Here is a 20,369-nt window from a genome sequence, read left to right as displayed (position 1 = left end):
CATGACGCCCATCCGACAGGCCCTGCTGGCCGCGGCCTCGACCATCGCCCTTTCCGGGGCTGCGCTTGCGCAGGACCAGTGCACGGAGGTCAGCTTTTCCGATGTCGGCTGGACCGACATCACCGTGACCACCTCGGCCACGCGGCAGGTGCTCGAGGCGCTCGGCTACGAGGTCGAGGTCGACATCCTCGGCGTGCCGGTCACCTATGCTTCGATGGACAAGGGCGACGTTGACGTGTTCCTCGGGAACTGGCTGCCGGCGCAGGAGAGCGCGATCAAGCCATACCTTGACAAGGGAACGATCGAGACCCTGGCCACGAACCTCGAAGGCACCAAATACACGCTCGCCGTGCCGACCTACCTCTACGACAAGGGCCTGAAGAGCTACGCCGACATCGCCAAGTTCAAGGACGAGCTGGACGGCAAGATCTACGGCATCGAGCCCGGTAACGAAGGCAACCTGTATCTCGTCAGCCTGACCGAGGCCGGCAAGCCGCTGGAAGGCTTCGAGGTGGTCGAAAGCTCGGAGCAGGGGATGCTGGCCCAGGTCGCCCGCTACTACCCGCAGGAAAAGGGCGTGGTCTTCCTCGGCTGGGAGCCCCACCCGATGAACGCCAACTTCTCGCTGAAATACCTGACCGGCGGCGAGGATTTCTTCGGCGCCGAGGGTGTCGTGAACACGGTGACGCGCAAGGGCTTCAAGGAGGAATGCCCGAACGTCGCCAAGCTTCTCTCGCAGCAGAAGTTCACGCTGGCGATGGAGAACGAGATCATGGGCAAGATCCTCGACGACGGAATGGAGCCCGACGAGGCCGTGCTGGAATGGCTGCAGGCCCATCCGGACACCGTCGATCCGTGGCTTGCCGGCGTGACCACCACGAGCGGCGAGGAAGGCCTGCCGGCGGTCAAGAAGGCGCTCGGCCTCTGACACACCCGGACCCCGCGGCCCGGGGGTTGCGGGGTCCGGTCCCTGCCCCGTGACCCTCGGCCACGGGGCCATCGTCCGACATCTCAGAACCCGGGGTCTGCATGCTCGATTGGCTGACCGATCACAAATTGCCCGTCGGCCGCTGGTCGAAGATGATTTTCGACTGGCTCAACGCCCACGGCGGGCCATTCTTCGAGCTGATCAGCACGATGATGCAGGCCGTGATCGACGCGATGCTGACGGTGCTCGACACGCTGCATCCGCTGATCGTGATCGCCGCGCTTGCCGGCCTCGGCTGGTTCCTCCAGCGCAGCTGGCGTGTGGCCGCGCTGATCGTGGCGGGCTTTGCCTTCATCCTGAACCAGGGCTACTGGGACGAGACGATGCAGAGCCTGACGCTGATCATGCTGGCCTGCGTCACCTGCATGGCGATCGGCGTTCCCTTGGGCATCGCCGCGGCACACCGGCCACGGCTCTACCAGGCGATGAGCCCCATCCTCGACCTGATGCAGACGCTGCCGACCTTCGTCTATCTCATTCCGGCCATCGTCTTCTTCGGCCTCGGCATGGTGCCGGGCCTGATCGCGACGGTGATCTTCGTGCTGCCCGCGCCGATCAGGCTCACGCATCTCGGCATCTCCTCGACGCCGATGGCGCTGATGGAGGCTGCGACCGCCTTCGGCGCGACGCCCCGGCAGCGGCTGTGGAAGGTTGAACTCCCCTGGGCCTTCCCGCAGATCATGACCGGCCTGAACCAGACCATCATGCTGTCGCTGTCGATGGTGGTGATCGCGGCGCTGGTGGGCGCGAATGGGCTTGGCGTGCCGGTGGTGCGGGCACTCAACACCGTGAACACCTCGCTTGGCTTTGAATCGGGCTTCATCATCGTCGTCGTGGCGATCATCCTGGACCGCATGCTGAGGGTCACCCGCAAATGACCGCCGTGGAATTCGACCGCGTCTCGATCGTCTTCGGAGATCACCCCGAGCGCGCCCTGCCCCTGATGGACCGCGGCCAGAGCCGGGCCGAGGTTCAGGCCGCGACCGGCCAGGTGCTGGGTGTGCACGATTGCACCCTGACCGTCGCCGAAGGCGAGATCCTCGTCCTGATGGGCCTCTCGGGGTCGGGCAAGTCCACCCTGCTTCGCGGCGTGAACGGCCTCAACCCGGTGGTGCGCGGCGAGGTGCGGGTGTCGGACGGCGACCGCATGATCTCGGTGACGCATGCGAGCCCCGCCGACCTGCGCCGCCTGCGCCTCAGCCGGATCGCGATGGTGTTCCAGGCCTTCGGCCTGCTGCCCTGGCGCACGGTGCGCGACAACGTGGGCCTCGGCCTCGAGATGGCCGGGATGCCGCCGAAGGATCGCCGCGCGCTGGTGGACGAGCAGCTGGAACTGGTGAACCTCGCCGCCTGGGCGGACCGCCGGGTGGGCGAGTTGTCGGGCGGGATGCAGCAGCGCGTGGGCCTCGCCCGCGCCTTCGTCACCCAGGCGCCGATCCTGCTGATGGACGAGCCGTTCTCGGCGCTCGACCCGCTGATCCGCTCGCGCCTGCAGGACGAGCTTCTGGACCTTCAACGCAAGCTGAAGCGCACAATCATCTTCGTCAGCCACGACCTCGACGAGGCGTTCAAGATCGGCAACCGGATCGCGCTGATGGAGGGCGGACGGATCGTCCAGTGCGGCACGGCACGCGAGATCATCGCCAATCCGGTATCGGATTACGTGGCCGACTTCGTGGCGCACATGAACCCGCTCGGCGTGCTGACGGCGCGCGACGTGATGGTCGCGGGCCCTTCCTCGGCCGCGCGCGCCGTCGAAGCCGGCACCACCGTCCGCTCGGTGATGGAGCTGATGCGCGACGGCGCGCCGGAACTGGCGGTGACCGAGAACGGCGCGGTGATCGGCACCATCCGCCCGCAGGCGGTGATGGGCCGCCTGATCGACCCGCGCGGCACCGTCTGAGGCGGCTCAGGCGGCGTCGCTGTCCGGCGCCGCCTTCTTCTTGGCGGCCGTCTTCTTCGCCGGAGCTTTCGCGGCAGCCTCCTTCGGCGCCTTCTTCGCAGCCGGCTTCTTGGCCGTGGCCTTCGGCTCGCCCTCGGCCTTGGTCGCCTTCTTCGCTGGTGCCTTCTTCTTCGGGCTCTTGCCCGCCTTCTCGGCCACCAGCGCCAGCGCCTCGTCGAAGGTGATCGCCTCGGGCTCCATGCCCTTCGGCAGCGTGGCGTTGACCTTGCCCCATTTCACGTAAGGTCCGTAACGGCCGGGCATCACGGCAACGATGCCGCCGTCCGGATGCTCGCCCAGTTCCTTGATCGGCTGCGCCGGGGCCGAGGCGCCGCGGCGGCCGGCTGCCTTCTGCGCCAGAACCTCGACGGCCCGGTTCATGCCGATGGTGAAGACCTCCTCGGCATCCGGCAGGTTGGCATAGGTCGAGCCGTGCTTCACGTAGGGCCCATAGCGGCCGATGGCGGCCTCGACCGGCTGGCCGTCCTCGGGGTGCTGCCCTACCAGACGCGGCAGGTTCAGCAGCATCAGCGCCCGCTCGAGATCGACGCTCTCGGGAGACCAGCCCTTCGGCAGGCTGGCGCGCGGCGGCTTCGGCACTTCAGCTGTCGCCTCGCCCTTCTGCACGTAAGGCCCGAACCGTCCCGAGCGCAGCGAGATCGGCTGCCTGTCCTCGTCATGTCCGAGCAGCTTGCCGTCGGGCGAGATCGCGTTCTCCTCGTCGCCCGCCACCGAGATTGGCCGGGTATACCGACATTCCGGGTAGTTGCCGCAGCCGATGAAGGCGCCGCCGCCGCGCGCGGTCTTCAGGTGCAGCCGGCCGGTGCCGCAGGTCGGGCAGATCCGCGGATCCGACCCATCGGGCCGCGGCGGATAGAGATGGGGGCTGAGGAAGTCGTCGAGCTTCTCCAGAACCTCGCCGATGCGCAGGTCGGCCGTCTCGGCCACCGCGGCCGAGAAATCGCGCCAGAACCGCGCGAGGACGTCCTTGTAGTTCCGCTCGCCCGCGGACACGTCGTCGAGCTCACCTTCCAGATCAGCGGTGAAGTCGTACTCGACATACTTGCGGAAGAAGTTGGCGAGGAACGCCGTCACCAGCCGCCCCTTGTCCTCGGGGATCAGGCGGTTCTTGTCCTTGCGGACATACTCCCGGTCCTGGATCGTCGAGACGATGCTGGCGTAGGTCGAGGGGCGACCAATCCCCAGCTCTTCCATGCGCTTGACCAGCGTCGCCTCGGTGTAGCGCGGCGGCGGCTGGGTGTGGTGCTGCTCGGGCGTGATGGACTTCTTGTCCACCGCCTCGTTGGCCATGATCTGCGGCAGACGGCCCTCGTCGTCGTCGTCCTCGCCCTCGGCGCGGTCGTCGCGGCCCTCCTCATAGACCTTGAGGAAGCCGTCGAACAGCACGACCTGCCCCGTCGCGCGCAGACCGACCTGCCCGTCCGCGCTGGCGATATCCACCGTCGTGCGTTCCAGCCGGGCGGCGGCCATCTGGCTCGCCAGCGTCCGCTTCCAGATCAGCTCGTAAAGCTTGCGCTGGTCGGCATCGGTCAGGCCGAGCTTCTCGGGCGAGGCCGACATGTCGGTCGGCCGGATGCATTCATGCGCTTCCTGCGCGTTCTTGGCCTTGTTCTTGTACATGCGCGGGCTGTCGGGCACATACGCCGCCCCGAAGCGTCGCTTGATCTCGTCACGCGCAGCCATCACCGCCTCGGGCGCCATGTCGATGCCGTCGGTCCGCATGTAGGTGATGTGGCCGGCCTCGTAGAGACGCTGCGCTGCCGACATGCACTGCTTGGCGCCCATGCCGAACTTGCGGCTGGCCTCCTGCTGGAGGGTCGAGGTCATGAAGGGCGCCGAGGGGTTGCGGCTCGCGGGCTTCGCCTCGACCGAGGCGACCTTCAAGGGCCGCGAGGTCACGGCCTGCACCGCCAGTTCCGCGGCTTCCGCGGTCGGCAGGTCGAACTTGTCGAGCTTCCTGCCGCCCAGGATCGTCAGCCGCGCCTCGAACTCCTGCCCGCGGGGCGTCACGAGCACGGCCGAGACCGTCCAGAACTCGCGCGCCCGGAACGCCTCGATCTCCATCTCGCGCTCGACGATGAGGCGCAGGCAGACCGATTGCACGCGCCCCGCCGACTTGGCGCCCGGCAGCTTGCGCCACAGCACCGGCGACAGCGTGAAGCCCACCAGATAGTCCAGCGCGCGGCGGGCCAGATAGGCCTCGACCAGCGCGGTATCGACCTGGCGGGGGGCCTTCATCGCCTCGGTCACGGCCGACTTGGTGATCGCGTTGAAGGTCACCCGGCTGACGGTCTTGCCCTTCTTCAGGGACGAGGCCAACGCCTCCTGCAGGTGCCACGAGATCGCCTCGCCCTCGCGGTCGGGGTCGGTGGCGAGGATCAGCGTGTCATCCGTCTTCAGCGCATCGGCAATCGCGCGGACATGCTTCTTCGACTCTGCCGCGACTTCCCAGAGCATGGCGAAGTCATGCTCGGGATCGACCGATCCGTCCTTGGGCGGCAGGTCGCGGACATGGCCGTAGGAGGCCAGAACCGTGTAATCGGAGCCCAGATACTTGTTGATTGTCTTGGCCTTTGCGGGGCTTTCGACGACGACGACAGGCATGGGACCCTCTTCTGCCCTGCGACCTTCGGGATTGGCGCGGCACCATGTGGGGGATCGCAGGCCAATGTCAATGCGCGGCTCGGGCCGCCGTCAGACCGGACGCGAGACCAGCCCGCCGGGGTCGCGCTGGATCCGGCCGTCGAGTTCCAGCGTCACAAGCTCCTGCGCGACCCGCCCCGCGGGCAGCGACAGATCGCGGATCAGCTGGTCCTCGGGCACCGGAACCGGGCCCAGACGCTCGAGGATCAGGTTGTGCACGGCCGCGATCTCGTAGAGCGGGCGGCGCGGCGGATCGGGCACCGGGTCCGTCCGCGGGACCGAAGCGCCCGGGCGGACGCTGCCGATCGCCTCGATGATGTCGGCCGCATGCCGGACCAGCATCGCCCCGTCGCGGATCAGCTGGTTGCAGCCGGCGGCCCGCGGATCGAACGGATGGCCCGGCACGGCGAAGACCTCGCGTCCCTGGTCGAGCGCCTCGCGCGCGGTGATCAGACTGCCCGAGCGCGCGGCGGCCTCGACCACCACCACGGCCTTCGCCAGCCCCGAGACGATGCGGTTCCTCAGCGGAAAGTGGCGGGCCTGCGGCACCAAGCCCATCGCCTGCTCCGAGATCCGGCAGCCGACGGCCGCGATCTGCCCCGCCAGCGTGGCGTTCTCGGACGGGTAGATCACCTCGACCCCGCCGGCCTGCACCGCGACCGTGCCGCGGTCGAGTGCGGCCAGATGCGCCTCGGTGTCGATACCGCGCGCAAGGCCCGAGACGACGACATATCCCGCCTCTCCCATCGCCGTGGCAAGCTTGCGCGCCATCCGCAGCCCAAGGCTCGAGGCGTTCCGCGCGCCCACGAGCGCGACCATCGGCCGCGCGAGCAGCGCGGCGTCGCCCTGCACCCACAGCACCGGCGGCGCATCGGGGATCTCGCGCAGCGCCGGCGGATAGGCGGGATCGGACCAGCACAGCAGCGAGGCGCCCCGCGCCCTGCCCGCCGCCAGTTCCTTCAGCGCAACCGGGATCGGGCAGGCCTCGTAACCGTCGATCCCCGCCGCTCCGGCGATGGCCGGCAGCGCCTCGAGCGCGGCCGTCGCGGTGCCGTGTTCCGCCAGAAGACGGTGAAAGGTCGCCGGACCAACCCGGCGCGAGCGGATCAGCCGCAGCCAGTCCAGCCGCTCGCGCTCGGGCACGGGGGCGAGGAAGGGTATCTCGGACGCCGCCTGCTGCATGGGTGCCTCCCTGTCGGTCCGAGTCGCACCGTGCCCGCGAATGGGTTAACGAGGGATGAATCCGATGCGGGGCCGTGCCTGCGCGATAGCCTGTCGCAGATGCGATTGAAAGTCGCTTTCGGGCGGTCCAAGCAGGGAGCGAATCTTTGCGCCTGCCGGGCCTTGAAGGAGCCAGTGATGCTGAACGCCGAAGTGAGCCGCCGCCGTGACGAAGCCGTGTCCCGCGGGGTGGGCATGCAGACCCAGATCTATGCCGATCGCGCGCTGAACGCCGAGATCTGGGACATCGAGGGCCGCCGTTACATCGACTTCGCCGCGGGCATCGCCGTGGTGAACACCGGCCACTGCCATCCCAAGGTCATGGCCGCCGTGACCGAGCAGATGGGCCGCTTCACGCACACCTGCCATCAGGTGTTGCCATATGAGAACTACATCCGCCTCGCGGAGCGCCTGAACGCGGCCGCGCCGGGCGATTTCGCGAAGAAAACCATCTTCGTCACCACCGGGGCCGAATCGGTCGAGAACGCGATAAAGATCGCCCGCATCCATACGGGGCGCTCGGGCGTCATCGCCTTCGGCGGCGCCTTCCACGGCCGGACCTTCATGACCATGACGCTTACCGGCAAGGTCGAGCCCTACAAGAAGGGCTTCGGCCCGATGATGCCCGAGGTCTTCCACGTCCCCTTCCCGCAGGACGTGCACGGCATCTCGAACGCCGAGGCGCTGGCCGGGATCACCAAGCTCTTCAAGTCGGACGTGGACCCGAAGCGCGTCGCTGCGATCATCTTCGAGCCCGTGCAGGGCGAGGGCGGCTTCTACCCCGCGCCGAAGGATCTGGTGCGCGCCATCCGCGCGCTCTGCGACGAGCACGGCATCGTGATGATCGCCGACGAGGTGCAGACCGGCTTCGCGCGGACCGGCAAGCTGTTCGCGATGCACGGCTACGACGTGGCGCCGGACCTCACGACGATGGCCAAGGGCCTCGGCGGCGGCCTGCCGATCGCCGCGGTGACCGGCCGCGCCGAGATCATGGACGCGGCGCATCCGGGCGGCCTCGGCGGCACCTATGGCGGCAACCCGCTCGGGGTCGCGGCGGCCCATGCCGTGCTCGACGTGATCGAAGAAGAGGATCTCTGCGGCCGGGCGAACGAACTCGGCAGCCGGCTGAAGCAGAAGCTGGAATCGATCCGCTCCACCACTCCCGAGATCGTGGACATCCGCGGACCCGGCTTCATGGTCGCCGTCGAGTTCGCCAATCCGGGCACGAAGGAGCCGGACGCGGGCTTTACCGGCCGCGTGCGGGAAGAGGCGCTGAAGCGCGGGCTGATCCTGCTCACCTGCGGGGTCTACGGCAACGTGATCCGCTTCCTCGCCCCGATCACCATCCCCGACGCGCATTTCGCCGAGGCGATGGAGATCCTCGAGGCCGCCGTCGCCGCGGCCCGGGCCTGATTGCTCTGGTGCGGCGCCCGGCCATCGGGGCGCCGCACCCATCGACCTGAGCCGGCTGCGCGGCCGGCAGCCCCGGCCGCTTGGCAGCGCCCCCGGCCCCGTCTATGAGGCGCGGATGCGGCAGACGAACCTCCCGACCTCCGACACCGGCATCCTGCTCGACGGCGCTTCCTATGCCGTGGGCGGGCGCACGATCCTCTCGGGCCTCACGCTCCGGCTGACGGAGCGGCGGATCGGCATCCTCGGGCAGAACGGCTCGGGCAAGACGACGCTGCTGCGGTTGATGGCCGGTCTGATCGCGCCGACCGCGGGCTCCGTCGCGGTCGAGGGCACGGACCCGGCGAAGGACCGCCGCGCCATGCTCTCGGCGCTCGGCATCCTGTTCCAGAACCCGGATCACCAGATCATCTTCCCGACCGTCGAGGAGGAACTGGCCTTCGGCCTGCGCCAGATGGGACGCAGCGGGACCGAGGCGCGCAAGGCGGCGCTCGCGGTGCTGGCCGCGCACGGCCGCGCGCACTGGGCCAGGGCGCCCGTCGCGACGCTGTCGCACGGGCAGCGCCAGCTGCTCTGCCTGCTCGCGGTCCTCGCGATGGAGCCGCGGACCATCCTGCTCGACGAACCCTTCGCCGGGCTGGACCTGCCGATGCAGATCCGCCTGACGCGGCTGCTCGGCGGGCTGCCGCAGCGGCTGGTGACGATCACGCACGATCCCGCGATGGTCGAGGACTACGACCGGGTGATCTGGCTGGAGGCGGGACAGGTGCGGCGCGACGGACCCGCAGGACCGGTGGCCGGCGAATACCGCGCCGAGATGCGGCGGCTGGGGGGCTTCGATGCTGACACTCACCTCGCCGGTTGAAACCCGCCTGCATGGCCTGCCGGCGGGCCTCAAGCTCGCCGCGCTGGCCATCGCGACCGTGCTGCTGATGCCGCTCGGCTCGCCCGCATCGGCGGCCGTTGCTGCAGCGGCGACGGCCTGCCTCTACGCGGCTCAGGGCGGGCGCTTCGCCGCGCACGGGCTGCGGATGCTGCGGCCGCTCTGGCCGTTCCTGCTCGTCCTCGCGGTCTGGCATGTCTGGACCGGAGAGGTGGCGGCGGGCGCGACCATCGCGCTGAAGCTGACGACGGCGGTGGCGCTCGCGAACCTCGTGACCATGACGACGCGGCTCGACGCGATGATCGCGGTGCTGGAGCGGCTGGCCCGGCCCTTCCGCCACCTCGGCCTGCAGCCGCACGTGCTGGCCGTCAGCATCGCGCTTGTCATCCGCTTCACCCCGGTGCTACTGGCGCGTGCAGAGCGACTGGCCGAGGCATGGCGCGCGAGAAGCCCACGCCGTCCGACGTGGCGGATCGTGGTGCCGCTGGCCCTGGGCGCGCTCGACGATGCCGAGCAGGTGGCCGAGGCCATCCGCGCCCGCGGCGGCTTGTAGGGGAAGGAGACCCATGGAACGCAACGTCACCCTCATCGCACTCTTCGCGGCCCTGATCGCCGTGCTGGGGCTGGTTCCGCAGATCACGCTGATGTCCGGCGTGCCGATCACGGCGCAGTCGCTGGGCGTGATGCTCTGCGGCACCGTCCTCGGCGCCAGGCGCGGCGCGCTGGCGGTGCTCCTGTTCCTCGTCCTCGTCTTCCTCGGGCTGCCGCTGCTGTCGGGCGGCCGCGGCGGGATCGGCGTGCTGGCGGGGCCCACGGTGGGCTTCATCGTGGGCTTCCCCTTCGCCGCCTTCGTCGCCGGCCTCGTCGTCGGACAGTGGCGCTCGGCGCCGGTGGCCCTGGCCTCGTTCGTCGGCTGCATCCTGGGTGGGATCGTCGTGCTCTACGGCTTCGGCGTGGCGGGCATGGCGTGGAAGCTCGGCAAGACGCTGGAGGAGACGGTGCTTCTGCTGACGCCCTACCTCACCGGCGACCTCCTGAAATGCGCCATCGCCGCGCTGGTCACGCGCGGGATCGAGCAGGTCCGGCCCTGGACGCTGATCTCGCGCTCCTGAGTCGGCCTGCCTCTGAAACGCCAAACGCCCGGGGACTTCCCCGGGCGTTTCGTTTTCTGGTCCTTGCCGACCTCAGGCCACGTTCTGCAGCGCCACTTCCGGCAGGATGCCCAGCGCGTGGCAGACCTCGCGCGTCAGCGTCGGGCGGTTCAGCGTGTAGAAGTGCAGGTCCTCGACCCCTTCGCAGAGCAGCTTGTCGCAAAGCTCGGTGCAGAGCGCGACCGAGAACAGCTCCTCCCGGTCGTCGCGCTTGGCATGGGCAAAGGCCTCGTCGAGCCAGCCCGGCACCTGCGAGCCGCAGCGGGCGGCGAACTTCTTCACTCCGTTCCAGTTGTCGATCGGCAGGATGCCCGGGATGATCGGCGCCGTGATCCCCTCCTTCACGCAGAGGTCGCGGAAGCGCAGGAAGGTCTCGGCCTCGAAGAAGAACTGGGTGATGGCGGAGGTCGCGCCCGCCTCGATCTTGCGCTTCAGCCAGCGGACGTCGGCGAGCGTATCGGCCGAGTCGGGGTGCGGCTCGGGGTAGGCGCCGACGCGCAGCTTGAACTTGCCGGTCTCGGCCAGCGCCTCGACCAGCTCGATGGAATTCGCGAAGCCGTCGGCGTGAGGCGTGAAGCGTTCGGTGCCCTTGGGCGCGTCGCCGCGCAGCGCCACGATCTCGGTCACGCCCGCCTCGGCGTAGGAGTTCGCGATTTCCAGCGTCTCGGCCTTCGTCGCATCGACGCAGGTCAGGTGCGCGGCCACGTTCAGCTTGTAGTGGTTGTGGATCGTCTCCACCGCGTCATGGGTCAGCTTGCGGGTCGTCCCGCCCGCGCCGTAGGTGACCGACACGAAGTCGGGCTTCAGGGGCGCCAGCATCTGCGCCGTCTCCCACAGCCGGAACGACGCCTCGAGCGTCTGCGGCGGGAAGAACTCGAACGAGATGCGCGGTCTGGCCATGGGACTGTCTCCTGTTCCTTGCCTCTCTTGTGGCAGCATCGGCCATGTGAGACAAATTCATAATGCTCAAGATCAATATGAGGCCAACCGTATCATGCACCTCGAACTCCGCCACCTGCGCACGATCCGCGCGATCCATCAGGCGGGGGGCCTCGCGCGCGCGGCGGACATGCTGAACATGACGCAATCGGCGCTGTCGCATCAGGTCAAGGGGCTGGAGGATCAGGCCGGGATCGAGCTTTTCGTGCGCCGTTCCAAGCCCTTGAAGCTTTCCGCGGCCGGGGTGCGGATGCTTCGGCTGGCCGAGCGCATCCTGCCCGAGATCGATGCGCTGGAGGACGAGTTCCGCGCGCTGCGCTCCGGCCGCACCGGCCGGCTGCATATCGCCATTGAATGCCACGCATGTTTCGAGTGGCTGTTCCCGGTGCTGGAACTCTTCCGCAATGCGTGGCCCGAGATCGACGTGGACATCCGCGCGGGACTCGCCTTCGAGGCGCTGCCCGCCCTGATGCGCGAAGAGGTGGATCTGGTGATCTCCTCCGATCCGGTGACGGTCGAGGGCATGACCTTCAACCCGCTCTTCGACTATCACCCCACCTTCGTCGCCGCGGCCGCGAACCCGCTCGCCGCCAAGCCCTTCATCGAGGCCGAGGATTTCCGCGACCAGATGCTGATCACCTATCCGGTGTCGCGCGACCGCCTCGACGTCTTCACCGAGGTGCTGACGCCCGCGAAGGTCGAGCCGCGCGGCACCCGGCAGGTCGAGTTGACAGCCGTCATCCTGATGCTCGTGGCCTCGAACCGCGGCGTCGCGGTGCTGCCCGACTGGGTGCTGCGCGACGTGCGCAGCCATGCCGACTACGTGACGCGCCCGCTGGGACCGGAGACGGTGACGAAGCGCCTCTATGCCGCCACCCGCAGCGAGGATGCGACCAAGCCCTTCATGGCGCATTTCCTGCGGCTGGGGCGAAGCGAGCCGGTGAAGCTGCAGCGCATCTGACCCGCGCGGACGGAAAGCCTGCGGGGCCGCGACCTTGCGATCCTGTGCATCGGTTGCCGAATCGTTGCCGCAAGGGCCGGTTCAGGATACCCGGCCCCCGCAACAGGAAGATGACAGGACAGTCATGACGATCTCCCACGGCCCGGCCCCTGCAGCACAGGAGCGGCCCGCAGCATCCGTCAATCAGTGGAAGACCCTCGACAAGGATCTCAAGCGCGTCTCGCAACTCGAGCGGGCGACCCAGTTCGTCGGGCGTCCGCTCGTCGCGGTGGGGATCGCGCTGATCTTCATCGTGCTCTGCGGTGTCGGGGCCTCGATCCTCATGGGCGGCGCGAGCGGCACGATGATCATCGTCGCCGCCGCCGCGATCGGCGCCTACATGGCGCTGAACATCGGCGCCAACGACGTGGCGAACAACATGGGGCCGGCGGTGGGGGCGAATGCGCTCACCATGGGCGGCGCGCTCGCCATCGCGGCGGTGTTCGAGGTCGGGGGCTCGCTGATCGCCGGCGGCGACGTGGTCAGCACGATCTCGGGCGGGATCGTCGATCCCCGGATGGTGGCCGATCCCGCCACCTTCATCTGGGTGATGATGTCGGCTCTGATCGCCGCGGCGGTCTGGCTGAACGTGGCGACGGCGAGCGGCGCCCCGGTCTCGACCACGCATTCGATCGTCGGCGGAGTGATGGGATCGGGCATCGCAGCGGCCGGGACGGCGGCGGTGAACTGGCCGACCATGGGCCAGATCGCGGCAAGCTGGGTGATCTCGCCGGTCCTTGGCGCGATCTTCGCCGCGATCTTCCTCGCCTTCATCAAGGACCGCCTGATCGAGCGCGAGGACAAGATCGGAGCCGCGCGCTTCTGGGTGCCGCTGCTGATCGGGGTCATGTGCGGCACCTTCACCACCTACATCGCGATGAAGGGCCTCAGGAAGCTGGTGTCGCTGGACATGTCCACGGCCATCCTGATCGGCCTTGCGGTCGGGGTGGCTGCGACGCTGCTGGCAAAGCCATATGTGCGCCGGCAGTCCGAAGGCATGGAGAACCGCAAGAAGTCGCTGAAGAAGCTGTTCGGCCTGCCGCTGGTGATCTCGGCGGCGCTGCTGTCCTTCGCGCATGGCGCCAACGACGTGGCCAATGCCGTGGGGCCGCTGGCCGCCATCGTCCACACCGTCTCGGCGCACAGCACCGCCAACGAGGTGGCCATCCCCTTCTGGGTCATGGCGATCGGCGCGGCGGGGATCTCGTTCGGCCTCGTGCTGTTCGGGCCGAAGCTGATCCGCATGGTGGGGACAGAGATCACCAAGCTCAACCCGATGCGCGCCTATTGCGTGGCGCTTTCGGCGGCCATTACCGTGATCGTCGCCTCGGCGCTGGGGCTGCCGGTCTCCTCGACCCATATCGCCGTCGGCGGCGTGTTCGGCGTGGGCTTCTTCCGCGAATGGTATGCCGAACGGAAGGCGCGCGCGCTGAACCTGCAGAAGGGCAAGCCGCTGACGCCCGAGGAGCGCAAGCGGCGCAAGCTGGTCCGCAGGGCGCACTTCCTCAACATCGCCGCCGCCTGGGTCATCACGGTGCCGGCCACCGCGGGAATCGCCGCGCTGCTGTTCCTGGTGCTCGACCGGCTCGGCTGACGCCCGGGCCGCGCGCGCGGGCGACCCGCGTCGGTCTCCGGCACAGGCGTCTGGGCTAGAGCGCCTGGGCCGCGCGCGGGCGCCCCGCGCGTGCGCCCTTTCCTTCGCGGCCATCCGGCCTTATAGCAGCGCCCTTGAACGGATGGAGCCCGGACGGATGCAAGGCAGCGCGAACCTCAACCTGATGATCAAGGCGGCCCGCAAGGCGGGACGCTCGCTCGTGAAGGACTTCCGCGAGGTCGAGAACCTTCAGGTCTCCTCGAAAGGGCCGGGCGACTTCGTGTCGAAGGCCGACCGCGAGGCCGAGCGCATCATCCGCGAGGAGCTGATGGGCGCGCGCCCGACCTACGGCTGGGTGGGCGAGGAAACCGGCGCCACCGACGGGCAGGACCCTACGCGGCGCTGGATCGTCGATCCGCTGGACGGGACGACGAACTTCCTGCACGGCCTGCCGCACTGGGCGGTCTCGATCGCGCTGGAGCACAAGGGCGAGATCGTCTCGGGAGTGATCTTCGACGCCGCGAAGGACGAGATGTACTGGGCCGAGAAGGGCGCCGGGGCCTGGATGAACGAAAGCCGCCTGCGCGTCTCGGGTCGCCGCCACATGATCGAGGCGATCTTCGCCACCGGCGTGCCCTTCGGCGGCCGCCCCACCCTGCCTGCGACCCTGCAGGACCTCGCCCGGCTGATGCCGACCTGCGCCGGCGTGCGGCGCTGGGGCTCCGCGGCGCTGGACCTCGCCTATGTCGCGGCGGGCCGCTACGACGGCTACTGGGAGCGCGGGATCAACGCCTGGGACGTGGCCGCAGGCATCATTCTGGTGCGTGAGGCGGGTGGCTTCGTCTCGGGCCTCCGCGAGGACCAGAACCCGCTCGACGGCGCGCTGATCTGCGGCAACCAGAACCTGTTCGAGCCCTTCCGCAAGATCATCCGCGGCGAGTGAGCCCCTCCGCCCTCGGGCGGCAAGCGTCACGGGCCAACCAGTTGCTGCCAGAGGGCTCTGGCGTCGTGGACACGGGCTGGCGCGCCGCCGCATCCGCATGGACGGCGGTCGGAGGGCGCTTCAAGCCGGCCGATCCGACTCCGCACCCGCATGGTCGACAAGGCGGTCCCAGCGGTCGAAGGGGTGCTTCAGGCCGGCCGATCCGACGCCACACCCTCACCGTCGGCGCTCGGCTTCAGCGGTCGGAGGGGTGGTTCACCCCGTCCGACCACGGCACGTCGCCAAGGTCGCACGGATTGACGCCCTCGAGGATCCCCGCGTTCACGCCGTATTCCTCGGGGTTCGAGCGGCGCTGGTGGTGGGTGTGGATCCCGCAGGTGCGGCAGAACCAGTGGCGGGCGGTCTTCGTGCCCCACCGGTAGAGCGTGAGGTTGTCCTCGCCCCGCACGACGCGCAGGTCGTTCAGGCGGGCGGTGACGCCGATGGTGCCCTTGCGGCGGCAGAACGAGCAGTCGCAGCGGCTGGCGTCCGTCAGGCCGTGCAGCAGCTCGACCTCGAGTTCGACGGCGCCACAGTGGCAGGTGCCTTTCATCGTCTCCTCCGGATCAGCGGCACGTTCGACCGCGGCAGCGCGGCTGCGGGATGCGGCGGATGGCCGTGGGTGCGCCTCCAGAAGGCGGGCCCGCCGCGGACCAGCCAGACCGGCAGCGCGAGCAGCACGCCCGCCACGAAGCCCCCGGCATGGGCCCAGTAGGCGACGCCACCCGCGTCGGTGGCATAGAGAACTCCGGCACCGATCTGGAACAGGAACCAGAGTGCGAGGATCAGGAAGGCCGGCACCGGGATGATGCGGAAGAAGATCACGATGATGATCAGAACATCCACCCGCGCCCGGGGAAACAGCAGCAGGTAGCCGCCCATCACACCCGCGATGGCGCCCGAGGCGCCGACCATCGGGATCGGCGAATAGGGCTCGGACACCACCTGCGCCGCCGCGGCCGCAAGCCCCGAGGCGAGGTAGAAGGCGGTGAACCCCAGCGGCCCCATCTCGTCCTCGAGATTGTCGCCATAGATGTAGAGGAAGAGCATGTTCCCCAGCAGGTGGCCCCAGCCGCCGTGCAGGAACATCGAGGTCACGAAGCCTTCGAGACCCACGCCCTCCATGATCCTCGCCGGCACCAGGCCCCACACGAAATAGGACGCCTCAAGGGCCTGCAGGGACGAGGAACCGTAGGTCATCAGCAGGAAGATGACGACGTTCGCCACGATCAGCGCATAGGTCACATAGGGCGTGCTGCCGGACGGGTTGTGGTCGCGGATGGGGAACATGGCCCAGCGTTCCTGATCCTCCCCCGCGCGTCAAGCCGTCGGCCGGAAGATCGCCACGTCAACCGGGCCGGTCGTCCCGGGACCTGCCTGCGGGTGCCGGCCGCGGGCAGACGCCACCCCCGGCTCCGCAGGCCGTGATGCCCTTTCGGCGGCAGGTATCGCCCGGCAGAGCCCGCGGGTCCATCGCGCCCGCGTCGGCGGTCCGGACCCGCACCGCTTCCCTTCCGGTCAGGTAGTCATGTCAGGGCGGCACCGGAAGGCCCGGTGTCCCGCCGTCAGGTTCCGGAAGCCGCGGCCAGAAGCTCGGCATTGCCGCCGGAAGCCGTGGTGTCGATGCAGAGGTGACGCTCCACCGCGACATGGGCCGCGTCCGGCAGGCCGCCGATCAGCGGCAGGATCGGCCCCTCCCGCCCGGCCAGCGCCTGGGCATGGGGCCGCGCAGCCTCGGCACTGCCCCAGAACAGCGCGCCCGAGAAGCCGTGCAGCCGTCCCAGCGCCTCGGCCGGAAGGCCCGGTGCCTCGACCGCGAGCCCGCCGAGCGCACGGACAGCCTCGGCCTGTGCCCGAGCAGCGACCCGGCCGGGGCCAAGGCAGAGCAGCGGCGCACGCCGGAAGGTCGAGAGCCGGTTCGACTCACCGGTCGGTCCCGGCATCGCATGCGACACAAGGCGCTCCCCTTCTCCTCCCGCATGGGCAAGGGCGGCCTGCGCCTCCGCCTCGGTCGTGGCCGACCCGTCCGCCTCGCCCGCCATCGCCGGACGGCGGCAGAGCCGCGCGAGATAGGCCGGGCCGCCCGCCTTCGGCCCGGTGCCCGAGAGCCCCTCGCCGCCGAAGGGCTGGCTGCCCACCACGGCGCCGATCTGGTTGCGGTTGACGTAGATGTTGCCGACCTGCAGCCGCTCGACGATGCGCTGCACCCGGTCGTCGATGCGCGAATGCAGCCCGAAGGTCAGCCCGTAGCCGGTCGCGTTGATCTCCGCGATCACGCGGTCGAGATCGGCCGCACGGAAGGTCGCGACATGCAGCACCGGGCCGAAGATTTCTCGCGCCATGTCGCGGATGCTGCCGACGCGGATGACGGTCGGGCCGACGAAGGTCCCGCGCGCCGGTGCGGCGATCTCCTTCAGGATGCGGCCTTCCGACCGCGCCGCCTCGATCCAGTCCCGGATGCCGGCCTGCGCCTCGGCGTCGATCACCGGGCCGAGGTCGGTGGCCAGCTTCCACGGATCGCCCAGTTGAAGCTCGTCCATCGCGCCGAAGAGCATCCCCAGCACGGTTTCCGCCACGTCCTCCTGCAGGTAGAGGCAGCGCAGGGCCGAGCAGCGCTGACCGGCCGACTGGAAGCTCGAGGCGAGGATGTCGCGCACGGCCTGCTCGGGCAGCGCGGTCGAGTCGACGATCATGGCGTTCAGGCCGCCGGTCTCGGCAATGAGCGGCGCCGAAGGATCGAGATGCGCCGCCATCGAGCGCCGGATCGTCAGCGCCGTCGCGGTCGAGCCGGTGAAGACCACGCCCGCCACCCGCGGATCGCGGGTCAGCGCCGCGCCCACCACCCCGCCCTCGCCGGGCAGAAGCTGAAGGGCCGTCGAGGGCACGCCGGCCCGGTGCAGAAGCTCCACCGCATGGGCGGCGATCAGCGGCGTCTGCTCGGCGGGTTTTGCGATCACGGCATTGCCGGCCATCAAGGCGGCGGCGATCTGGCCGGTGAAGATCGCGAGCGGGAAGTTCCACGGGCTGATACAGACCACGGTGCCGAGCGGCCCGGCGTCGAGATGCTCGCCCTCGGCCGCGTAGTATCGCAGGAAGTCCACCGCCTCGCGCAGCTCGCCCACGGCGTCCGGAAGGGTCTTGCCCGCCTCGCGTGCCAGAAGCGCGAAGATCGGCCCGAAATCGGCCTCGTAGAGGTCGGCGGCGCGGCGCAGCACCTCGGCACGATCCCCGGGCCGCGCCTCCCACGGCACGGCATGGTGCAGCGCGGCCTCGACATCCGGCGCCGTGGCCGGGATCACGTTCCCGACCCGGCCTCCGCCGGCGGGATCGAGGACCTCGGCCCGCTGCCCGCCCGCCATCGATTCCACGAGGCTCGGGCGTGCGTCGAAGGTCGCGGCGCGATGCGGCGTGCGCGCCGCCTCGATGGCGGCGAGATCCGCCGCCTCCGTCAGGTCGAACCCGCGCGAGTTGCGCCGTCCCGGGAACAGATCCGTGCCGGAGCGCAGCACCGGGTTCGGCACCGACTCCAGCCGCTCCATAGCGGTCAGCGGGCAGGCCGCCACTGCCTCCGGGCTCACGCTCTCGTCGACGATCTGGTTCACGAAGCTGGAGTTTGCGCCGTTCTCCAGCAGCCGGCGGACGAGGTACGCCAGCAGGTCGCGATGCGCGCCGACCGGGGCATAGATCCGGCAGCGCGTGCCCTCGGCCGACAGCACGAGGTCATGCAGCCGCTCGCCCATGCCATGCAGGCGCTGGAACTCGAACGGCCGCCCCTCGGCAATGTCGAGGATCGCGGCAACCGTATGGGCGTTGTGGGTGGCGAACTGCGGATAGATCCGGTCGGTCATCCCGAACAGCTTGCGGGCGTTGGCGATGTAGCTTGCATCCGTCGCCTGCTTGCGGGTGAAGACCGGGAAATCCGCGAGCCCCAGCACCTGCGCGCGCTTCACCTCGCCGTCCCAGTAGGCGCCCTTCACCAGCCGCACCATGATGCGCCGGTCGAGCCGCGACGCCAGCGCATAGAGCCGGTCGATCACCTGCCCCGCGCGCCGGCCATAGGCCTGCACCACGATGCCAAAGCCGTCCCAGCCGGCGAGAGAGGGATCCTCCAGCGCGGCCTCGATCACCTCAAGCGACAGGTCCAGCCTCTCGGCCTCCTCGGCGTCGATGTTGAAGCCGAGGCCGGCCGCGCGGGCGAGACCCGCCAGCGCCTTCACGCGCGGCACGAGTTCCGCCATCACCCGCTCGCGCTTGGCGACCTCGTAGCGCGGATGGAGCGCCGAGAGTTTCACCGAGATGCCCGGATTGGCGCGGATGTCCGTGCTTTTCGCCGCGCCCGCGATGGCGGTGATGGCCCGCGAATAGGCGAGGTGATAGCGGCGCGCATCCGCTTCGGTGCGCGCCGCCTCGCCCAGCATGTCGTAGCTGTAGGTGTAGCCCCTCGCCTCCATTTCGGCCGCGCGGTCCATCGCAGCCTCGATGGTCTCGCCCAGCACGAACTGGCGGCCCATCTCCTTCATGGCACGGCCGACGGCGGCGCGGATCACCGGCTCGCCCAGCCGTTTCACGAGGCTGCGGAGGTGACCCGCCACGCCCGGCTCGCGGTCGTCCAGCACCTTGCCCGTCAGCATGAGCGCCCATGTCGAGGCGTTCACCAGGCTCGAGACCGACCGCCCGAGGTGCCGGTTCCAGTCCGAGGGCGCGATCTTGTCCTCGATCAGCGCGTCCATCGTCTCGGCGTCCGGCACCCGCAGCAGGGCCTCGGCGAGGCACATCAGCGCGATGCCCTCATCGGTCGACAGGCCGTATTCGGCAAGGAACCCTTCCATGAGGCCCGGACGCGAGGTCTGCCGGATGCGGCGGACGAGATCGGCCCCGCGGGCGGCGATCCGCGCCCGGGCGCCGGGATCGAGATCCGCCTCGGCGATCAGGCGCGCGACGAGTGCGGCCTCGTCCTCAGGGGTGTCGGAGGCATGAAGGGCGGGCGCTGTGGCGGGCATGGACGGCATCTCCTGTTTCGCCTAGGATACAGCTTAACCGGAAGCCAAACGTCCCGATTTTCCGCCATCAGCGGGCGGATCGGCCGAATATCGACTGAAGTGCAGGATGATTGGACATGGATCTCGACCGCTTCGATCACGCGATCCTGCGGGTGCTGGCCGCCGAGGGCCGGATCAGCGCGACGGAACTGGCGCGGCGGATCGGCCTGACGAAATCCCCGACGCAGGCGCGGATGAAACGGCTCGAGGAGGCCGGGGTGATCACCGGCTACGGCGCGCGTCTGGATCCGATCCGCATGGGTCTGGCGCATGTGGCCTTCGTCGAGGTCCGGCTGTCGGATACGCGCGAGGCGGCGTTGCAGGCATTCAACCGCGCCGTGCAGGCCGTGCCCGAGGTCGAGGAGTGCCACATGATCGCCAGCCGCTTCGACTACCTGCTGAAGGTCCGCACCGCCGACATCCAGGACTACCGCCGCGTGCTGGGCGAGAAGCTGTCGACCCTGCCGCATGTCGCCTCGACCTCGACCTACGTGGCCATGGAATCGGTGAAGGACGCGCGCCGCTGAGCGTGCAGGCCGGTCGATGGCCCCTTGGC

General features: G+C 69.4%; 17 protein-coding genes. 11 read left to right on the top strand and 6 right to left on the bottom strand.

Annotated elements, in window-relative coordinates; translation table 11 throughout:
- The first annotated feature begins 1 nt into the window (after position 1).
- The 3 genes from choX (at position 2) to choV (ending at position 2,891) form a co-directional block, all read left to right on the top strand.
- Positions 2 to 928 carry a choline ABC transporter substrate-binding protein gene (choX, locus tag CK951_RS04670; RefSeq protein ID WP_096785048.1) on the top strand — a complete coding sequence of 309 codons (927 nt, stop codon included), beginning with the start codon at positions 2 to 4 and terminating at the stop codon, positions 926 to 928.
- 101 nt (positions 929 to 1,029) lie between these two features.
- Positions 1,030 to 1,866 (top strand): choline ABC transporter permease subunit, encoded by an 837-nt coding sequence (gene choW / locus CK951_RS04665; RefSeq protein ID WP_096785047.1) that lies wholly within the window; start codon positions 1,030 to 1,032, stop codon positions 1,864 to 1,866.
- Positions 1,863 to 2,891, top strand: a complete 1,029-nt coding sequence (gene choV, locus CK951_RS04660; RefSeq protein ID WP_096785046.1) for a choline ABC transporter ATP-binding protein — start codon at positions 1,863 to 1,865, stop codon at positions 2,889 to 2,891. The genes choW and choV overlap by 4 nt, the downstream gene beginning before the upstream one ends.
- Before the next feature lie 6 nt (positions 2,892 to 2,897).
- On the opposite strand, the gene topA is transcribed toward choV, so the two are convergent.
- Complete coding sequence (gene topA / locus CK951_RS04655; protein ID WP_096785045.1) at positions 2,898 to 5,555, bottom strand: type I DNA topoisomerase; 2,658 nt, start codon at positions 5,553 to 5,555, stop codon at positions 2,898 to 2,900.
- A gap of 90 nt (positions 5,556 to 5,645) precedes the next feature.
- Positions 5,646 to 6,776 (bottom strand): DNA-processing protein DprA, encoded by a 1,131-nt coding sequence (gene dprA, locus CK951_RS04650; RefSeq protein ID WP_096785044.1) that lies wholly within the window; start codon positions 6,774 to 6,776, stop codon positions 5,646 to 5,648.
- A 177-nt stretch (positions 6,777 to 6,953) separates the two neighbouring features.
- On the opposite strand from dprA, the gene CK951_RS04645 reads away from it, so the two are divergent.
- From CK951_RS04645 to CK951_RS04630, 4 genes are all read left to right on the top strand, one after another.
- Entirely contained in the window at positions 6,954 to 8,228 is a 1,275-nt protein-coding gene (locus tag CK951_RS04645; protein ID WP_096785043.1) for a 4-aminobutyrate--2-oxoglutarate transaminase, read from the top strand.
- 115 nt (positions 8,229 to 8,343) lie between these two features.
- Positions 8,344 to 9,090: an energy-coupling factor ABC transporter ATP-binding protein gene (locus tag CK951_RS04640; RefSeq protein WP_096785042.1), complete on the top strand. Its 747-nt coding sequence runs from the start codon at positions 8,344 to 8,346 to the stop codon at positions 9,088 to 9,090.
- The gene (locus tag CK951_RS04635; protein WP_096785041.1) at positions 9,065 to 9,661 is read left to right on the top strand and encodes an energy-coupling factor transporter transmembrane protein EcfT; all 597 of its coding nucleotides are present in this window, start codon (positions 9,065 to 9,067) and stop codon (positions 9,659 to 9,661) included. Before CK951_RS04640 ends, CK951_RS04635 begins: the two co-directional genes overlap by 26 nt.
- 13 nt (positions 9,662 to 9,674) lie before the next feature.
- The gene (locus CK951_RS04630) at positions 9,675 to 10,220 is read left to right on the top strand and encodes a biotin transporter BioY (protein ID WP_096785040.1); all 546 of its coding nucleotides are present in this window, start codon (positions 9,675 to 9,677) and stop codon (positions 10,218 to 10,220) included.
- A 72-nt stretch (positions 10,221 to 10,292) separates the two neighbouring features.
- Here the strand turns inward: CK951_RS04630 and metF are convergent, their stop codons facing one another.
- Positions 10,293 to 11,159, bottom strand: a complete 867-nt coding sequence (metF, locus tag CK951_RS04625) for a methylenetetrahydrofolate reductase [NAD(P)H] (RefSeq protein WP_096785039.1) — start codon at positions 11,157 to 11,159, stop codon at positions 10,293 to 10,295.
- A 94-nt stretch (positions 11,160 to 11,253) separates the two neighbouring features.
- Between metF and CK951_RS04620 the strand changes: the two genes are divergently transcribed.
- The 3 genes from CK951_RS04620 (at position 11,254) to CK951_RS04610 (ending at position 14,735) form a co-directional block, all read left to right on the top strand.
- A complete protein-coding gene (locus CK951_RS04620) occupies positions 11,254 to 12,159 on the top strand; it encodes a LysR family transcriptional regulator (protein WP_096785038.1) in 906 nt (301 codons plus the stop codon).
- A 124-nt stretch (positions 12,160 to 12,283) separates the two neighbouring features.
- Positions 12,284 to 13,792 carry an inorganic phosphate transporter gene (locus CK951_RS04615; protein ID WP_096785037.1) on the top strand — a complete coding sequence of 503 codons (1,509 nt, stop codon included), beginning with the start codon at positions 12,284 to 12,286 and terminating at the stop codon, positions 13,790 to 13,792.
- A 157-nt stretch (positions 13,793 to 13,949) separates the two neighbouring features.
- The gene (locus CK951_RS04610) at positions 13,950 to 14,735 is read left to right on the top strand and encodes an inositol monophosphatase family protein (protein WP_096785036.1); all 786 of its coding nucleotides are present in this window, start codon (positions 13,950 to 13,952) and stop codon (positions 14,733 to 14,735) included.
- A 235-nt stretch (positions 14,736 to 14,970) separates the two neighbouring features.
- On the opposite strand, the gene CK951_RS04605 is transcribed toward CK951_RS04610, so the two are convergent.
- From CK951_RS04605 to putA, 3 genes are all read right to left on the bottom strand, one after another.
- Positions 14,971 to 15,327 carry a GFA family protein gene (locus CK951_RS04605; protein WP_096785035.1) on the bottom strand — a complete coding sequence of 119 codons (357 nt, stop codon included), beginning with the start codon at positions 15,325 to 15,327 and terminating at the stop codon, positions 14,971 to 14,973.
- Positions 15,324 to 16,064 (bottom strand): rhomboid family intramembrane serine protease, encoded by a 741-nt coding sequence (locus tag CK951_RS04600; RefSeq protein WP_096785034.1) that lies wholly within the window; start codon positions 16,062 to 16,064, stop codon positions 15,324 to 15,326. The genes CK951_RS04605 and CK951_RS04600 overlap by 4 nt, the downstream gene beginning before the upstream one ends.
- A gap of 275 nt (positions 16,065 to 16,339) precedes the next feature.
- Positions 16,340 to 19,774: a bifunctional proline dehydrogenase/L-glutamate gamma-semialdehyde dehydrogenase PutA gene (gene putA / locus CK951_RS04595; protein ID WP_157764503.1), complete on the bottom strand. Its 3,435-nt coding sequence runs from the start codon at positions 19,772 to 19,774 to the stop codon at positions 16,340 to 16,342.
- A 116-nt stretch (positions 19,775 to 19,890) separates the two neighbouring features.
- Between putA and CK951_RS04590 the strand changes: the two genes are divergently transcribed.
- The gene (locus tag CK951_RS04590) at positions 19,891 to 20,340 is read left to right on the top strand and encodes an Lrp/AsnC family transcriptional regulator (protein ID WP_198402403.1); all 450 of its coding nucleotides are present in this window, start codon (positions 19,891 to 19,893) and stop codon (positions 20,338 to 20,340) included.
- The last annotated feature ends 29 nt before the right edge of the window (positions 20,341 to 20,369 follow it).

Origin of the sequence: Rhodobacter sp. CZR27 (assembly GCF_002407205.1) — a bacterium.
Lineage (GTDB): Bacteria > Pseudomonadota > Alphaproteobacteria > Rhodobacterales > Rhodobacteraceae > Cereibacter_A.
This window is presented reverse-complemented; position numbering and strand designations above follow the sequence as displayed.

Bases quoted from the DNA above. Each gene is read 5' to 3' on its own strand.
- metF (WP_096785039.1), bottom strand. From the start codon at position 11,159: ATGGCCAGACCGCGCATCTCGTTCGAGTTCTTCCCGCCGCAGACGCTC.
- putA (WP_157764503.1), bottom strand. From the start codon at position 19,774: ATGCCCGCCACAGCGCCCGCCCTTCATGCCTCCGACACCCCTGAGGAC.
- CK951_RS04605 (WP_096785035.1), bottom strand. From the start codon at position 15,327: ATGAAAGGCACCTGCCACTGTGGCGCCGTCGAACTCGAGGTCGAGCTG.
- CK951_RS04610 (WP_096785036.1), top strand. From the start codon at position 13,950: ATGCAAGGCAGCGCGAACCTCAACCTGATGATCAAGGCGGCCCGCAAG.
- CK951_RS04640 (WP_096785042.1), top strand. From the start codon at position 8,344: ATGCGGCAGACGAACCTCCCGACCTCCGACACCGGCATCCTGCTCGAC.
- CK951_RS04600 (WP_096785034.1), bottom strand. From the start codon at position 16,064: ATGTTCCCCATCCGCGACCACAACCCGTCCGGCAGCACGCCCTATGTG.
- CK951_RS04590 (WP_198402403.1), top strand. From the start codon at position 19,891: ATGGATCTCGACCGCTTCGATCACGCGATCCTGCGGGTGCTGGCCGCC.
- choX (WP_096785048.1), top strand. From the start codon at position 2: ATGACGCCCATCCGACAGGCCCTGCTGGCCGCGGCCTCGACCATCGCC.
- CK951_RS04630 (WP_096785040.1), top strand. From the start codon at position 9,675: ATGGAACGCAACGTCACCCTCATCGCACTCTTCGCGGCCCTGATCGCC.
- CK951_RS04645 (WP_096785043.1), top strand. From the start codon at position 6,954: ATGCTGAACGCCGAAGTGAGCCGCCGCCGTGACGAAGCCGTGTCCCGC.
- choV (WP_096785046.1), top strand. From the start codon at position 1,863: ATGACCGCCGTGGAATTCGACCGCGTCTCGATCGTCTTCGGAGATCAC.
- CK951_RS04635 (WP_096785041.1), top strand. From the start codon at position 9,065: ATGCTGACACTCACCTCGCCGGTTGAAACCCGCCTGCATGGCCTGCCG.
- CK951_RS04620 (WP_096785038.1), top strand. From the start codon at position 11,254: ATGCACCTCGAACTCCGCCACCTGCGCACGATCCGCGCGATCCATCAG.
- choW (WP_096785047.1), top strand. From the start codon at position 1,030: ATGCTCGATTGGCTGACCGATCACAAATTGCCCGTCGGCCGCTGGTCG.
- CK951_RS04615 (WP_096785037.1), top strand. From the start codon at position 12,284: ATGACGATCTCCCACGGCCCGGCCCCTGCAGCACAGGAGCGGCCCGCA.
- dprA (WP_096785044.1), bottom strand. From the start codon at position 6,776: ATGCAGCAGGCGGCGTCCGAGATACCCTTCCTCGCCCCCGTGCCCGAG.
- topA (WP_096785045.1), bottom strand. From the start codon at position 5,555: ATGCCTGTCGTCGTCGTCGAAAGCCCCGCAAAGGCCAAGACAATCAAC.